Origin of the sequence: Dysgonomonas sp. ZJ709 (genome assembly GCF_011039195.1) — a bacterium.
Lineage (GTDB): Bacteria > Bacteroidota > Bacteroidia > Bacteroidales > Dysgonomonadaceae > Dysgonomonas.
This window is the reverse complement of the sequence record NZ_JAAKEM010000016.1, coordinates 12,819-30,035: the sequence shown is the minus strand read 5'-3', so window position 1 is coordinate 30,035 and position 17,217 is coordinate 12,819. Positions and strand designations below refer to the sequence as shown.

At 36.6% G+C, this 17,217-nt stretch carries 12 protein-coding genes and 2 riboswitches; of the genes, 9 read left to right on the top strand and 3 right to left on the bottom strand.

The genetic code is table 11. From position 1 onward, the window contains the following. Nucleotides 1-35: 35 nt before the first annotated feature. Nucleotides 36-1,310: a DUF1080 domain-containing protein gene (locus tag G7Y56_RS11770; RefSeq protein WP_165043659.1), complete on the bottom strand. Its 1,275-nt coding sequence runs from the start codon at nt 1,308-1,310 to the stop codon at nt 36-38. A gap of 203 nt (nt 1,311-1,513) precedes the next feature. Then, nucleotides 1,514-1,772: riboswitch (cobalamin riboswitch) on the top strand. 57 nt (nt 1,773-1,829) lie between these two features. On the opposite strand from G7Y56_RS11770, the gene G7Y56_RS11765 reads away from it, so the two are divergent. Continuing rightward, the gene (locus G7Y56_RS11765) at nt 1,830-4,013 is read left to right on the top strand and encodes a TonB-dependent receptor (protein WP_165043658.1); all 2,184 of its coding nucleotides are present in this window, start codon (nt 1,830-1,832) and stop codon (nt 4,011-4,013) included. A gap of 37 nt (nt 4,014-4,050) precedes the next feature. Here the strand turns inward: G7Y56_RS11765 and G7Y56_RS11760 are convergent, their stop codons facing one another. Beyond that, nucleotides 4,051-4,620: a cob(I)yrinic acid a,c-diamide adenosyltransferase gene (locus G7Y56_RS11760; RefSeq protein WP_165043656.1), complete on the bottom strand. Its 570-nt coding sequence runs from the start codon at nt 4,618-4,620 to the stop codon at nt 4,051-4,053. Nucleotides 4,621-4,633: 13 nt separating this feature from the next. Beyond that, the gene (locus G7Y56_RS11755) at nt 4,634-5,935 is read right to left on the bottom strand and encodes a cobyrinate a,c-diamide synthase (protein ID WP_165043654.1); all 1,302 of its coding nucleotides are present in this window, start codon (nt 5,933-5,935) and stop codon (nt 4,634-4,636) included. Between the two features lie 111 nt (nt 5,936-6,046). Then, a riboswitch (cobalamin riboswitch) is annotated at nt 6,047-6,321 on the top strand. A 49-nt stretch (nt 6,322-6,370) separates the two neighbouring features. Here G7Y56_RS11755 and G7Y56_RS11750 point away from each other — a divergent pair. From G7Y56_RS11750 to cbiE, 8 genes are read left to right on the top strand one after another with little or no spacing between them, the layout of a single operon-like run. After that, entirely contained in the window at nt 6,371-7,297 is a 927-nt protein-coding gene (locus tag G7Y56_RS11750; RefSeq protein WP_165043653.1) for a sirohydrochlorin cobaltochelatase, read from the top strand. A 33-nt stretch (nt 7,298-7,330) separates the two neighbouring features. Then, nucleotides 7,331-9,664, top strand: a complete 2,334-nt coding sequence (locus G7Y56_RS11745) for a TonB-dependent siderophore receptor (RefSeq protein WP_165043651.1) — start codon at nt 7,331-7,333, stop codon at nt 9,662-9,664. A gap of 1 nt (nt 9,665) precedes the next feature. After that, on the top strand, nt 9,666-11,171 hold the full coding sequence (locus tag G7Y56_RS11740) for a PepSY domain-containing protein (RefSeq protein ID WP_165043649.1): 1,506 nt from the start codon (nt 9,666-9,668) through the stop codon (nt 11,169-11,171). Then, nucleotides 11,162-12,571 (top strand): precorrin-3B C(17)-methyltransferase, encoded by a 1,410-nt coding sequence (gene cobJ, locus G7Y56_RS11735; protein ID WP_165043647.1) that lies wholly within the window; start codon nt 11,162-11,164, stop codon nt 12,569-12,571. The genes G7Y56_RS11740 and cobJ overlap by 10 nt, the downstream gene beginning before the upstream one ends. Beyond that, on the top strand, nt 12,564-14,072 hold the full coding sequence (locus G7Y56_RS11730; RefSeq protein WP_165043645.1) for a cobyric acid synthase: 1,509 nt from the start codon (nt 12,564-12,566) through the stop codon (nt 14,070-14,072). Before cobJ ends, G7Y56_RS11730 begins: the two co-directional genes overlap by 8 nt. 1 nt (nt 14,073) lies before the next feature. Next, complete coding sequence (locus tag G7Y56_RS11725) at nt 14,074-15,081, top strand: aminotransferase class I/II-fold pyridoxal phosphate-dependent enzyme (RefSeq protein WP_165043643.1); 1,008 nt, start codon at nt 14,074-14,076, stop codon at nt 15,079-15,081. Beyond that, on the top strand, nt 15,072-16,019 hold the full coding sequence (cbiB, locus tag G7Y56_RS11720) for an adenosylcobinamide-phosphate synthase CbiB (RefSeq protein ID WP_165043642.1): 948 nt from the start codon (nt 15,072-15,074) through the stop codon (nt 16,017-16,019). Before G7Y56_RS11725 ends, cbiB begins: the two co-directional genes overlap by 10 nt. Before the next feature lies 1 nt (nt 16,020). Further along, entirely contained in the window at nt 16,021-17,211 is a 1,191-nt protein-coding gene (cbiE, locus tag G7Y56_RS11715; RefSeq protein WP_165043640.1) for a precorrin-6y C5,15-methyltransferase (decarboxylating) subunit CbiE, read from the top strand. Nucleotides 17,212-17,217 lie beyond the last annotated feature (6 nt).

Below are 17,217 nucleotides of genomic sequence, written 5' to 3'. Positions count from 1 at the left end.
ATGCAGCCTTTATTATATGTTATTACAGTTATATATTACAATGTTTTGACATTTAGATTTCTCCATAATACTTTTATACCGCCACCATCGTGAATCTGTAGGGCGATACGGCCTTGGCCTGCTCCAATCTTAGCATCATCGAAGTTAACCATCTCTTGGCCATTCAACCATGTTGTTACATTGTCTCCAACGGCTTTGATGCGAAGTGTATTCCATTCTCCTTCTTTGAGAATGGTTTCTTTTTCGTCTGGTATTTGGATTAACCAGCCTCGACCATAAGATTCATAGATGCCGCCTGTGTCGTGACCTTTTGGTGCTACTTCTACTTGCCATCCGTTTACTTTTACGTCTTCTTCGATGAATGATCGAATAAATACGCCTGAGTTTCCGTCTGCTTCTTGTTTGAATTCTACTGATAGGTCGAAGTCATCATAATACTCGCGGGTAGCCAGATAACCGTATTGTTTGTCGGGACCGCTCTCACATACTAATAATCCGTCTTTCACGTACCATAGTTCTGTGCCGTATTTTTCCCAGCCTTTGAGATCGACTCCATTAAAGAGTGATACTTCTTTCGATTTGCGTGGAAGTTCTTTTACTTTTATATTGCGGAAAGATGCCGGGTAACCATGGTCTTGTAAGCAGAATACGCCTTTTTTTGCTAAACCATATTCAGGAGCATGTGCCCATTTACCACTGTTTTTACGGTCGAACCAATCGTCTGTCCATGCTTCGAATTCTAATATTTTCACGCCGTTCAGCCAATGTTCCACATGACCGTTATCAAATATGATTTTCGAGTTATTCCATTCTCCGTAGGGATTTACTTTCATCAATGTTGTGTCTGGTAAATGCATGGCATAGTCTACGCCTAGTTTTTGCCAGTCTTCGAGTGGTTCGGGAAAGTTAGGGGTGTCTATCAGTTGGTATTCAGGTCCTGTGACATAAGGTACTGCAAATTGTGGACGCTCTACTACATGGTATAGCATACCGCTGTTTCCGCCTTTAGATAGCTTCCAGTCCCACGATAGTTCGAAATTTTCGTATTGTTTTTCACTGACGATGTAACCGCTGGCATCACTTCCGTCACCTTTGGCTTGGATGCAGCCGTCTACTACATGCCATGGTTCGGTTAGTACGGAGTCGTTGTAATCGCGCCAGCCGTCCATCGTCTTGCCATCGAATAATAAAACCCAACCGTCAGCTGCTTCTTCAGCGGTTAGGGTGTTGGGCTCAGTACTTGAGCAAGAACTGAATAGCATTAATGAGGCTGTCGCAGACATCATTATACTCTTGATAGTTAATTTCATGTTGTTATATTTAAGTTGATAATAGAGAAGAATTATTTTATGGTGTTTTTAATTATAGATTTAAATTGTAAATATATAAGAAAAATTACAATTTTAAAAATATTTATTTTAGTGATTAGAAATTATACGATATAGATTTAATTTATGATATTATAATAGACATCTATTTTCTTTAATATATGTTATAAAAAGTATAAAAATCCTACCTTTGCATCTGCTTAGGTGATACAAAAAGATATCCATCTTTTGTATTAAAAGGGAATTCGGTTAGAATCCGAAACAGTGCCCGCTACTGTGAAACTCTTGTTAAGTTTTGAGCAACCCTCTTGCCACTGTCAGAAACAGTGAACAGTAAACAGTAAACAACAATTTCGTTGATAACTGATGGCTGATGACTGATATGATGGGAAGGCGCTCAAAATGGAGTAAGTCAGGAAACCTGCCAGGCAAAATACATTAATTTATGTACTCTCGGGGTCAAGAGTATAAGTTATTAACATCTTATTCTATTTATTCTCAATGAAGAAGAAAGTATTTTTTACAGCATTGTTGTGCTGTTTTGTTAATGTTTTATGTGCACAAATCACATTAAAAGGGAGGGTAGTCGACGAAACTGACCGTCCAATTGCAAATGCTACAGTACGCCTCGAAAAAACGACAATTGGAACAGTTACCAATGCAAATGGTTTTTTCGAACTGAACAATGTCCCGAATGGGGACTACACTCTAAGAGCTAGTCGTATGGACTTCGAAGCTACTCGTCTAGATGTAAATGGCTCGAAAGAAGATATTGTACTTACATTAGTAAAATCATTTCTAAATCTCAATGAAGTTGTTGTTACAGGGACAGGAACACATCGCCGTTTGCAAGAATCGCCTGTTGCAATAGAAGTAATATCGCAGAAGGAATTAAGAAATGTGAATATTCCTACTTTTGAGAATGCAATGATTGCTCTTAATTCATCCTTTACATTCAGCCCAAATGCTATGGGTACATATATGCAGCTAAACGGTTTAAGCAATAGGTATATTCTTATATTGATAGATGGTAGAAGGCTTGCAGGTGATGTAAGTGGAAATATCGACCTCTCACGTATCAATATGAATAATGTGAAACGTATCGAAATACTTAAAGGTGCTGCATCGTCTCTTTATGGCTCGGAAGCCATAGCCGGTGTAGTAAACATTATTACCGACAAGCGTAAAGAGAAAATTTTCGCATCGAGTAATACACGTTATTCGGAATATGGACAGTTTACTCAAGGTATAAATGTAGATTTGAATCTGGGAATATTTTCATCTTCTACGGCATACCAACGGAATCAATCAGATGGATGGCAATTAAACTCGAAAACAGTAGACAGTAAAACAGGCGAACTCGTGGATACCGAAGCGCAAGCATCCATGCGCTTTTACTCCGATATATTAAGTCAGAAGCTTTCTGTTGCTCCAACAAAACAATTAAGCGTGTATGTGGAAGGTAGTCTTTATGATAAAAAATATATACGCGTACCAAGTGTATCAGCATATAATATGCTATACGAAGATTATTCGATCGGTTTGGGTGGTAAATATCTTCTCAAAAATGAAGGTGTTATCTCATTGGATTTGAATACAGACAACTTTGATTATTCGCAAGTATATATAGCTGATAATACGAAAACCGGAGTCGTAGCCGGAGATGAAGTATTTGTTCGTCGTCAAAAATACTATAATGCCAATCTGAAAGGTGTATTTAATGCCGGACAATATAATAAAATTTCAGTCGGTACCGAATATAGAATCGATTACCTGAAAAATGAAACTGATGTAAGAGACGGATCGAAAGATGTTTATACATCAGCTATCTATGCACAGGACGAAATAAGATTGCTGAATAATAAATTACAGTTTGTACCGGGTATCAGATATGTATATCACGAAACATTCAATAGTAAATTAACACCTAAATTGTCAGCAATGTATACGCTCGATAACGTAAATTTCAGGGCATCGTATGCAGCAGGATTCAGAGTTCCCGATTTAAAACAGCTTTACTATGAGTCATATGGCACAAAAGAAACTGTTACTGTAGGAAATCTGGACTTAAAACCTGAAACTTCGAACTATTACTCGATTGGTACCGAATATATCAGTGGTAAATTTACCGCATCGATAAACGGCTACATTAATGAAGTTAAAAACATTATTGAAAAAGAAAGTGTTACACCATTGCCCGAAGATGTAGAAAACGGTTTTCCTAAAAGAGACCAATATGTGAACAGGGATAAAGCACGTATCAGAGGATTCGATGTATCGTTCAACTATTACATTGGCGCAGGCCTTACAGCAGGTGGGGGATATGCTTATGTGAGAGCTAAGAATCTGGAAACAGGAGAAGATCTTCAACGTATAAGCCGTCATACAGGAAATGTAAATGTAAACTATGCTAAAGATTGGGGATTATTCAGATCAAACTTCAATTTTAACGGACGTCTGCAAAGTAAAAGATATTTTTCTAACGAATGGGCACGTACATATCAATTATGGAATTTATCGACAAACCATACATTCAAAAGTATGAATGGTGTTGTGCTTGAACCTGGCTTTGGTGTTGAGAACTTATTTAATTTTGTAGATGACAGACCTTATGGAAGTAGCTACGCTACACTATCTCCCGGGCGTACATTCTTTGTAAGTTTAGCAATAAAGTTTAGTAAGTAAAATATATACAAATAGAAAAAGAGACTGAATGCATTATTCAGTCTCTTTTCTTTTTATATAAAAAATCTTTCCATCGCTCCTCCACATCTCCTTGCTGATTCATCTCGAAGCGTGCCATAACAAAAAATAAATCAGATAAGCGATTTACAAATTGTAATATAACAGGAGATACTTCATCTGTTTTATTCAGTGTCCACAACCTGCGTTCTGCCCGGCGGGCAATGGTTCGCGCTAATTGCAGATGTGCAGAAACCAAATTGCCACCCGGAAGAATAAAGTGAGAATTTTGACCCATTTTATTCGTCAGGTTATCGATTTGCCCCTCACATAGCGTAACTAAATTATCAGACAGTTTATTCGGATTCTTTTCGCGTATATCGGAAGGTGTTGCCACATGCGACATAACAACCATCATTTCAGATTGTATAAGAAATAATAATTGCTGCCATTCATGTTCATCAGACAGATAAGCACGTACAACACCTATCATGCTGTTCAGTTCGTCGAGGCAACCGTTTGCTTCAATACGTATATCATCTTTATCCACACGCAGACCACCGTGTATTCCTGTTTTGCCCTTATCTCCACCTCGTGTATATATTCTCATAACAATATTTTGTTTATTCAAAAAGACTCAATAAATCCAGTTGTGCCCAATAAATATGGGTATAACCTGCAATCAGATTTTTGTAACGAAATAATTTGGCATCCACTTCTATGCCTTTTGCATTATATATTTTAGCAATAGAAATAGAATTTTCAGCATTTGCTATTTTAGAATAATGAAACTCGTGTCCTTTAATATTCTGCCCATTGTAACTGAGACTACGGTAACCCAACTTTAGCCTCATTTGTTGCATAGTAGCATTTTGTTTCAAAACATCTACCATTGGATAAACATTTCCATCCTTATCTGTAATAGATGAGCACAAATACATCATACCACCACATTCAGCTAATAGCTTACCTCCATTTTCAATGTAATTTCTGATACTCTCGTGCATCGATTTATTTTCACTCAATGCTGATAGATGTAATTCGGGATATCCACCGGGAAGATAAATAAAGTCTGCTTTCGGTAGTTCCTTATCCCACAGAGGACTAAAAAAAGTGACATCTCCTAATTCTTTCAAATACTCTATATTTTCGTAATAGAAGAAATTGAATGCTTCGTCATAAGCAACAGCATTTTTTAAGTTTTTATTTGTTATCTTTTTATCCGCTAGGGAAACAACAGGTCTCTCTTGTTTTGTTATTTCCAGTAAACGATTTATATCTATATGTTTTTCAATAAATGAAGCTACTTTATCAGCAAAATGGTCGAAACAAAATTCTTTATCGAGACTTAATCCCAGATGGCGTGACGGTATTTCTATATCCGCTTGCTTAGGAAGATAACCTAAAGGCTCTATGCCAACATCCTTACATGCCTCTTTCAGAAAATGATAGTGGCTTTCTGAACCTACAAAATTGAAAACAACACCTACAACATCTATATTCTTATAGAAATTTTTAAATCCATATAGCATTGCCGCTGCCGAATATGCCATCGATTTAGCATTAATAACGAGTACAACAGGAATATCAAGCAATTCGGCTATCTGCGCACTGCTTCCCTGCATACGATCGTACCCATCGAAAAGTCCCATAACACCTTCGGTAACGCAAACATCTTTACTTGCGCTATGTTTTGCATATAATTGTTTCACATGATCGGGGGAAGACAGAAACAAATCCAGATTAATAGAATGTCCGTGCGATGCCAAATCATGGTATTTAGTATCTATATAATCAGGACCACATTTAAAGGGTTGCACCTCTAATTGTCTGTTCTTTAATGCCCTCAATAAGCCTAAGGTCAGGGTCGTTTTTCCTGATCCTGATGATGTGGCTGCAATAAGGAGATTGGATATCTTGCTCATAAAAATTGATTCTTATTACAAAAATATGAAATGCACACTATAAATCATATTTATATATACATAAGTTTTATTTATTTTATTGAAACTATTTTCTATAACATTTATTAAGACTATCTTTGCAACCGCTTAGGTGATACTAATGGACAATCGTCTATTGTATTTAAAAGGGAATTCGGTTAAAATCCGAGACAGTGCCCGCTACTGTAAACTCTTCTTAAGTCTTTGAATAATACTCATACCACTGTCAGAAACAGTAAACAGTGAACAGTAAACAGTAACAACAATCTAGTTGATAACTGATGACTGATGACTGATAACTGGTACGATGGGAAGGATATTCAAAGATGGAGTAAGTCAGGAAACCTGCCAAGCAAAACAGTAAATACGTATTCTCGGGGTCAAGAATATTTTATTAACACTTTATTCATTATTATAATGAAAAAAACCTTTTTTATGCTCATGGTATTAGCTTTTTCTAATGCCCTAGCAGCTCATTCCGGTCCAAATTTTGAAGCCTCCGACATCTTCAAAACATTGGGGAAAGGAGACAAAGTAGCCATATTGATGGTTCACTTCGGTACCACCCATGCTGACACTCGCGCCTTAACTATCGATGCTATTAATGAAAAAGTAAAAAAAGAATTTTCTGATGTAGAATTTCGTGAAGCATACACTTCACGTATCGTAGTAAAACGTTTAGGAGAGAGGGGTATTCAAAAAATGAATGCTTCACAGGCTCTTGTGCAACTAAAGGCAGATGGTTACACACATATCTTAGTACAAGCCACTTGTATTATCGATGGGGTAGAGATGGAAGCCTTAAACAACGAAGTAGATCAGATGCGGTCTTCTTTTAAAGAAATCCGTGTAGGTGATCCGTTATTGTATTCACCACACGACTATGAAAATGTTATAGAAGTATTAGCTCAAAGAAAAGACACCTCTACAGCTTATATTTGGATAGGGCACGGCACGTACGATTCTTCTACTGCCCAATATGCGATGCTAGATTATATGTTGAAATCGAAAGGGTATAATAACTATTTTGTAGCAACAATAGAGGGCTACCCCGAATTTGATGATGTATTGATGCGCCTAAATTCGATGAAAGCAAAGAAGGTCGTGCTTGTTCCTTTTCTTTTTGTAGCAGGCGAACATGCTAAAAACGACATTGCAGAAGACTGGAAATCAGACTTAGAAGAAAAAGGATTTGCTGTAGATGTACACATGGAAGGCTTAGGACAAAATCCTGCAATACAAGACCTATTTATTTCTCACCTTAAATTTATTTCTCACCACCGTAAAATTGGCATTATGAAAAAAAAGGCCATTTATGAAGTGACCGGAGAAAAAATGAAATAAGACTAAGTAAGCACAAAAAACACATTAATTTTAATGAAAAAAATAATATTATCTGCCATTTTTATAATGGCAGCAGGGGTAATTAATGCCCAATATAAAAACATTACCGACACAGTTCATGCTATAAAAGAGATTGTTATAGAAGCTCCTATCCAACAAAGAGTAAATATGATTAATCTTAATGTGCCATTGAGCTATCTGCCTCTTTCAGTGACTAGTGTCTCAAGTAAAGACTTAGAAATGAGAGGGATTCTGAATCTCGAAGATGCTGTTAAGTTTTTACCCGGTACTCGCATGCAAACGAGCTATGGTGCATTCCAAACGTTTTCGGTGCGGGGATTTACCAATGCAGCCATAATGATTGATGGCGTGAGAGATGAGAGAACTATCGTAAACTCAAATCCATTTCCTGATTTATCTTCTGTCGAGTCATTAGAGTTATTAAAAGGACCGGCTTCGGTTCTGTATGGACATTCGGTTGTGGGTGGAGTGCTAAATATCACAAGAAAAGCACCGACCGCCACAACTACGGTAAATACTCGTATGTCTTATGGTAGTTGGCAAAACAGACAGGTCACAATGGATTTTGGGGGCAAACTTGTTGATAAACTCAACTATAGAGCAACGATCAATTATGCAGATCAGGAAGGCTGGAGAGATAATGGAAATAATCGTTTATCGGGGTATCTAGCTTTGGGATACAAACTCGATGCAACAAGTAATATTGTGGTTAGGGGAGGAGCAGTTCGCGATTTCTATGGTACCGAAATAGGATTGCCTCCTAATATGGCTAATGATATTTATAATCTGGATGGTACTTCCTATCTGAAAAAAGGAGAAATGCAACCGGGACTGAATAGAAAAGCTAGATACAATAATGAATCTGATTTCTTTTACAATAAGAATTTCAATATTTCAGCTAGATATGATAAGGTTTTCGGGAATGGTTTGAAACTTGAAAACTATATTTCTTACATTTCTGACGATATTGACTATTTTGGAACAGAAGAATTAAGCTATTTAGAGAGTGGGGAAGATAATCCTATCTATAACCACTATTATAAAAGAAAATCTAAAGACGGATTACGAGATTCAACAGTTTATATATCACTCGATACTGTGCAATTAACATTTCCGCTACGATTTTCACATCTTAGTAAAACATTGATGAATCAATTTGAATTATCCGGTAAATTAGAAACAGGAGATATTAAACATAACTTTTTAGGGGGTTATAACTTCTCTCAGATGAACCGGAATTCATTTACCGGTTATAATCTGGGAAAAGATGTACAGGGTCCCGGATTGTTTTCGAAAGTGGTAGTTAATGATCCTCAAAGCATGGGTTATATGACATCAAGTTTTAGTAAGGTTACACTCACTAAATTCTATACACATGGTATTTATCTACAAGACCTGATAGAACTGAATGACAAATGGAAAGTAATGCTTGCAGGACGTTATGATTTCTTCAAATATATGAGTGAGAGTGGTATACCAACTTATAATGGCAAAAGACAATATCATAAATCAGAACAAAAAGGGTATTTTAAAAATAATACATCAGCATTCAGTTATCGTTTAGGAACAGTTTATCTGCCACATCCCGATGTATCTGTTTATGCATCGATGGCCTCGTTTTTTACTCCTTATAGCGATGTTTATTCTGAAAAAACTGTCTATATAAACGGAAATGGCGACAGGTTTTACCCCGAGGAAGGAAAAGAAATATTCAAACCTCAAACAGGCTACCAAGCCGAAATAGGCACACGATATACTTATAAGTCATTATTACAGGCAACAGGAAGTGTTTATTACATTCGTCGTAATAATGAAAAAAAGACTTTGGATACTGTAGAAGAGGATGGAGTAACTAAAAATGTTATCGGGCAGGTTGGTTCCACCGAATCAAAAGGATTTGATTTGGATATAAGTATATATCCTACAAGCGGTTTAGCTTTAACCCTAGGATATGCATATATAGATGCTAAAATTGTGAACTTGGCTAAAAATAAATATCTAGATGTCGACCCCAATAAAGGTATGACCTTAGCTACTATACCCAAAAATACATTTATTGCTGCCGGAAACTATACTGTACAAAAAGGTTTTTTCAAGAACTTAGGGGTAAACTTTACTGTCTCTTATATGGATGAAGTATATCGCAGTTTGAGTAATGATATATATTTCCCATCCTATTGGTTAACAGATATGGGGGCTTCGTATAAATTGAATAGTGGCATTAGATTATCGGTTAATGTCAATAATATGTTCAATGAAAAATACTATAACCAAGCGCTGGGAAATCAAATGGTACCGAGTGCACCGACAAACTTTTTAGCAACAATATCTTATAGCTTAAAATGATATGCTAAAAAGAATATTATATTCAATTCATAGGGTGCTGGGAACTATTCTCAGCATCCTATTCTTGGTTTGGTTCCTTTCAGGATTTGTAATGATTTATCATACATTTCCGAAAATAAAAACAAAGGATAAGTATCAGAATATGCAGGTATTACCTAATAGTGTACCGAGTATTGATTCAGTCTTAAATAATTTGCCAAAAGACAAAAACATCTCAAGTATTTCTTTAAGAATAAGATATAACACTCCTATATTTGAAATAGTTACAAACGACAGTGTATATAAAATATCTATTGATACTACCATATCATTAGTTGACAAAATATCATATTCGCAAATAGAATCTTATGCTAAGCAATGGAATAATAGAAATATCACTAAAGTAGATACGCTTTACGAACTAGATCAGTGGATACAATTCGGTTATTTGAAAAAAGACTTTCCCATATACAAATTTCACTTTTCGGATAATAAGGAACATCAATTATACGTATCTTCCAAAACTGGAGAAGCACTACAATTTACAGATAAAGACAGCCGTTTCTGGGCATGGGTAGGAGCAATACCACATTGGGTTTATTTTACATCACTTCGTCAGGATTCGCAACTGTGGTCTGATGTTGTGGTATGGTTATCCGGCATCGGTTCTATTATGTGCTTAGGAGGAAATATACTAGGCATTTATGTTTTTTATAAACAATACAAAAATAAGAAAAAAGTAAGAACCCCTTACCGCAAGTTTTCTTATAAATGGCATCATATATTAGGTTTCGTATTCGGATTATTCGTTTTTACATTTGTTTTTAGTGGCATGATGTCATTAGCTGATGTACCTGACTGGATAGTAAAAACACATGATTCGACAATTGGCGGAAGCCTATATAAATCACAATTGCATATTCCATCGGAAGGCTATCCTTTATCGTATCAAAAAATATTAAGTAAATACCCGGATAAGGTAAAAAGCATAGAGTGGTCGTCTTTCGGAAATATACCATTGTATAAGGCTATTATAGGCGATAGCTTATACGTATTCGACGCATCTTCGGATGAAGTCGTCAATCTCTTATTAGATAAAGATGCGATCCGAAATAGGTTATCCAAAACACATAAAGAGGAAATAAATATATCGTTAATGACTGAATACGACAATTACTACGTCGGCAGAACAGATCACCTAGCGTTACCTGTTTACAAAGCTGAAATAAACGACGCAGACAACAGTACTTATTATATCAATCCGAAAAATGGAACTATTCGTTATTACAATACCAATCTGAAAGCAAGGAAATGGGCGTATCAGGGCTTACATAGTTTTAAATTTAAGTTTTTGGCGGAGCGCCCGGTGTTATGGAATATTGTAATGTGGACAACAATGATCGGAGGAACACTAGTCTCTTTCACGGGTGTCTGGCTAGGTTTTAGGTATTTGAAACGCAAAATAAAGAAATTAAAACGGTATATTTGTTCTAATAAATCTAAAGATAAAAACAACCCATGTCAGTAGGAAAAATAATAGTCGCAGGTATTGGTCCCGGCTCAAAAGATGATATAACTCCGGCAGTACTTCATGCTATCAGAATATCGGATGTAGTAGTAGGATACAAATATTATTTTCAATTTGTAGAAGATATTATCAAACCTGATGCCCTTTGCATAGATACAGGAATGAAGAAAGAACGCCAACGTGCCGAAGAAGCATTTAAATATGCCGAAGAAGGTAAGACGGTTTGTGTTATCAGTTCGGGCGATGCAGGTATCTACGGTATGTCTCCGCTTGTTTACGAAATGAAAAGGGAGCGAAACAGCAATATAGAAATAGAAGTACTACCCGGGATCAGTGCTTTTCAGAAAGCCGCTGCACTATTAGGATGTCCCATTGGTCACGACTTTTGCATAATTTCTCTATCTGATCTGATGACTCCATGGGACCGAATAGAGAAACGAATTATTGCTGCTTCGTCGGCAGACTTCGTTACTGCAATATACAATCCTAAGAGTAATGGCCGTTACTGGCAATTATACCGCTTGATAGAATTATTTTTACAAGACCGTTCACCTGATACTCCAATTGGATATGTACGCCAAGCGGGACGCGACGAGCAAGAGGTAAAAGTGACTACATTAGGTCAATTTGATCCTGAGGAAATAGATATGTTTACAATTATCATTATCGGTAATTCTCAATCTTATCTTTTCGATGAAAGCCATTTTATTACACCTCGTGGTTATTATCGTAAGGCTCAACGAGAAGATGTGGGCATTGGTCAGGATATAATGATACGTAGTTTCCAAACAATTGAGAGCGAGTTAAAGAATAAGGATATACCATTAGATAAAAAATGGGCTTTGCTTCATGCTATTCATACTACTGCCGATTTCGATATGGAAAATATTCTGAATGTAGATAATCGGGCAGTAGAAAAACTGCATAAAGAATTTACGGAAGGTAAAGTTCGTACCATTATCACAGATGTTACAATGGCTGCTTCGGGTATTCGCAAAGGCGCATTGGAACGGATGGGCATAGAAGTGAAATGCTATCTACATGACAATCGTGTTGCCGCTTTGGCAAAAGATAAGGGAATTACACGCACGCAAGCAGGTATTCGTTTAGCAGCAGAAGAGCATCCCGATGCACTCTATGTATTTGGAAATGCCCCGACTGCATTAATGGAACTATGCGAATTAATCCGTAAAGATAAAGCATACCCGATAGGAATAATTGCCGCACCCGTAGGTTTTGTAAATGTGCGTGAATCGAAACACATGACCAAACCATTTAAGAATATACCCAAACTGATAGTTGAAGGACGAAAAGGAGGAAGTAATTTAGCTGCAACGTTAGTTAATTCTATCCTTACTCTGGATGATGCTGAACAATTAAAACCGGGACGCGATGTGTGAAATATGTGATAAAACAAAAAAGAAACTCCGCCCCATTATGTTTGCCGGTACAGGCAGCGATGTAGGTAAAAGTATAATCACTAGCGGATTTTGCCGTATCTTTTTACAAGACGGCTACCATCCTGCACCATTCAAAGCACAGAATATGGCTTTGAACTCATACGCTACACCCGAAGGACTTGAAATAGGTAGGGCACAGGCTGTACAAGCAGAAGCCGCAGGAATTGATTGTCACACCGATATGAATCCCTTACTTTTAAAGCCATCGTCAGATAAGACAAGTCAAGTAGTATTGCATGGAAGACCGATTGGGAATCAAGATGCTTATGAATACTTCAAAAAAGAGGGTCGTGATGTTTTTCGCAAAGAAGTAAACGATGCTTTCGATCGCTTGGAAAGGCGCTTTAATCCTATTGTAATGGAAGGTGCAGGCAGTATTTCCGAAATTAATTTACGCAATACCGACCTCGTTAATTTACCAATGGCGATGCACGCCAATGCCAATGTAATACTTGTTGCCGACATAGACAGAGGTGGTGTATTTGCATCTGTTTACGGTTCAATTATGTTGCTTACCGAAGAGGAACGAAAACATGTAAAAGGTATTCTTATCAATAAATTCAGAGGTGACATGCGGTTGTTCGACTCGGGAATTAAGATACTCGAAGACCTATGCCATATCCCCGTTGTTGGTATTGTACCATATTACAAGGATATTTATATCGAAGAGGAAGATTCGGTAATGTTACAAACTAAGAATCTGCAAGCAACGTATGGCAAAGTGAATGTAGCGGTTGTATTATTAAGACACCTGTCTAATTTTACCGACTTCAATGTATTGGAGCGTGATCCTCGTGTGCATCTCTACTATACCAATAATACAGATGAGATAGAAAAAGCTGATATTGTGCTTATACCTGGAAGCAAAAGTACTATTGCCGATCTATATGAGCTTCGCCGCAATGGTGTTGCGCAAAGCATTGTAAAGGCACATAAAGCAGGCGCTACGGTTGTAGGTATTTGCGGAGGCTATCAGATAATGGGGCAGGAGGTATGTGATCCGCAACACTTAGAAGGGGATATAGAACGATTGCCTGGATTGGGCTTATTACCTATCTCTACAGAGATACAAGGAGAGAAAGTGACCCGTCAGGTTAAATTCTCATTCCTCGGTTCAGATTCTATTTGCGAAGGCTATGAGATACACATGGGAACAACTGTTCCTTTAAAAGATACACAATCTTCACCTCTGAATCATTTGCAGGATAATACGCAAGACGGTTATTTCTTGAATAATAAATGCTTTGGAACATATATTCACGGCATTTTAGATAATGGAGTAGTTATAGATCATTTGCTTGCACCATATGTCGAAAAAATATCAGATAAGCCATTCGATTTTAAAGCCTTCAAAGAAGAGCAATATAATAAACTAGCCGACCATATCCGTGCGCATGTAAATATGGACTTGGTTTATAAAATAATGACAGACAAAAACTAATATGCTGAACGGACACGGAGACGACATATATAGCCATGGCAAAACGATTGTGAGTAATTTCAGTTCGAATGTTTATAATAAGCTCGATCTTTCATTATTACAAGCTCATTTATGTTCGCAGATAAATACGATACATGCTTATCCCGAACCCGATGCTATTTCGTTGGCACAGCTCTTGGCTAAAAAGCATAATGCAGATAGTAACAGCTTTTGTATGACTAATGGAGCAACAGAAGCTATTTATTTAATAGCACAAGCATATAGAGAAGCTAGAACAACTATTATTATTCCTACATTCAGCGAATATGAAGATGCTTGTAAAATCAATAAGCATGATGTATCATTTTGCGAAAAATTGGAGAATATAAAACCGGACACTCAATTGGTGTGGCTGTGCAATCCCAATAATCCGAATGGCTTTATATACAGTGCTGATTATCTGAAACAGTACATAAATGAGCACTCTGATATTTGTTTTGTTATCGATCAATCATACGAATATTATACAACTAAAGATCTATTGTCAATTGAAGAAGCTATAGAGTTTCCAAATCTGATTTTATTGCATTCAATGACAAAGCAGTATGCTATACCCGGACTGCGTTTAGGATATATTACAGCTTGCTCTGAACTCATAGAACGGATAAAAACGTATTGTATGCCTTGGTCTGTCAATCAATTAGCCATAGAAGCAGGTAAGTTTCTCCTTGATAATGATTTGTCGTCACAACTTGATATAAATGAATACCTGATTGAATGTAAGCGATTGCGAAACGAATTATCACAGATAAAAGGCTTAAGTATTTTACCAACTGATACACACTTCTTTTTGTGCAAGTTGGATAACAAAAAAGCATCAGACTTGAAAAAATACTTAATATACAATTACGGAATATTAATCCGTAATGCCTCCAATTTCAGAGGACTGGATGAACGGTATTTTCGTATAGCGACTCAAACAGAGCAAGAAAATAATTTATTGGTAGAATCAATTAAACAATGGATATAACTCTACTTTTTATAATACCCTTATTGATAGGGTGGATTGCCGACTTATTATTTGGTGATCCATCTAGTTTGCCGCATCCCGTTGTCGGGTTCGGTAAAATTATATCATGGGGAGAGAAAAGATTGAATAAGGGAAACAGAAAGATGCTAAAAGGAGGATTATTTGCTATATGTTTAATAATCTTATGTTTTCTATTCACACTTTATATAGTAAAAGGGTTAAACATAATTCATCCTTATTTAGCAATAGCTTTTTCTTCAATTACTGTCTTTTATTGTCTGGCGGGAAAGACACTTATAAAAGAGGTCGAACAAGTATTTATGGCTGTTGAAAGATCATTAGAAGAAGGCAGAACTCAAGTAGCACGCATTGTCGGTAGAGATACATCACAACTCGATGAACAACAAATACGAACAGCAGCACTAGAAACGTTAGCTGAAAACTTAAGTGATGGAGTTATAGCACCGCTATTTTGGTATATGCTTTTAGGTGTTCCAGGAATGTTGGCCTATAAGATGATCAATACACTCGATTCGATGATAGGCTATAAGAGTGAAAGATATAAACAATTCGGATGTTGGGCTGCACGAATAGACGATGTAGTAAATTATATTCCGGCACGGTTAACAGCATTATTAATGATAGTAGTAAGTGGAAAACTATCACTATTTTCGTTTGTAAAGAAATATGGCAATCAGCATGCAAGCCCCAATTCGGGTTATCCCGAATCTGCTCTGGCAGGGATACTCAATTGTAGATTTGGGGGACCCAATAATTATTTCGGTAAATTGGTAGAAAAACCATATATCGGAGATAATTCAAAAGAACTAACAACCAACGATATGCAAATAGCCGTAGGGATAAACCGCAAAGCCGAGATTCTTATGATTGCATTGGTTATAATATACATACTAACTATCAGTTATATTTTCAGATAATATGAAATTTTACGTTATAGGTATAGACGATAATAAAGAACAGCATTTCTCGCCCGAAATACTTGAAGTAATAGCTTCAAATAAAGTGTTTTCGGGAGGAGCACGCCATCATGATATTATTAAAGAAATATTGTCAAAGGGCTACACATGGATCAATATAACTGTTCCGTTGGATAATGTATTTAAGCAATATAGCGTATTTGAAGATGTAGTGGTATTTGCATCAGGTGATCCTTTATTTTTTGGCTTTGCTAATACAATACAACGAGTAATGCCGGATGCCGAAATTATCTTATATCCTTACTTCAATTCATTGCAGTTATTAGCACATCGGCTTGTGATGCCCTATCAGGATATGCACATCGTATCGTTGACCGGTCGCCCATGGAACAAATTCGACGAAGCATTGATAACAGGGTACGAAAAGATAGGCGTATTGACCGATAATAAAGAACATACCCCATCTTCGATTGCTTCACGAATGCTCGAATATGGTTACGATAATTATACAATATCAGTGGGAGAGTTACTAGGTAATAAAGAGGAAGAGATAGTTACCACATTCGACTTAAAAGATGTAATAGGCAAAACTTTCTCATTTCCCAATAATCTCATCTTGCAAAAAATATATACTCGCCCTCGTCCGTTTGGAATCCCCGAAAACGACTTTCATTTATTGAATGGAAGAGTTAAAATGATAACTAAGATGCCTGTTAGATTACTATCTTTAAGTATGTTAGAACTAAGAGGTAAAGCCGTACTTTGGGATGTTGGTTTCTGTACCGGTTCTGTTTCAATAGAAGCTAAAATGCAGTTTCCTCATTTGCAAATATATGCTTTTGAACAACGTGAAGAAGGTAGAGTGCTAATAGAAAGTAATGCCCATAAATTTGGGACACCCGGTATAACATCTTTTATAGGGGACTTTGTAGAAACAGATATTTCAACTATTTCTCATCCCGATGCTGTATTTATTGGTGGTCATGGAGGGAAAATGAACGAAATAGTTACTAAATTAGTAGGTGTTTTAAATAAAGACGGAGTTATTGTCTTTAACTCTGTTTCAGAAGATAGTAAATCTTTGTTTTTGAGTGCTATTGACTCTAATAATCTAAGATTGGATCAAAGCATTTCAATTAAAATAGATGATTTCAATACAATAGATGTAATGAAAGCGAAATTTAAAATCTAATGTGTA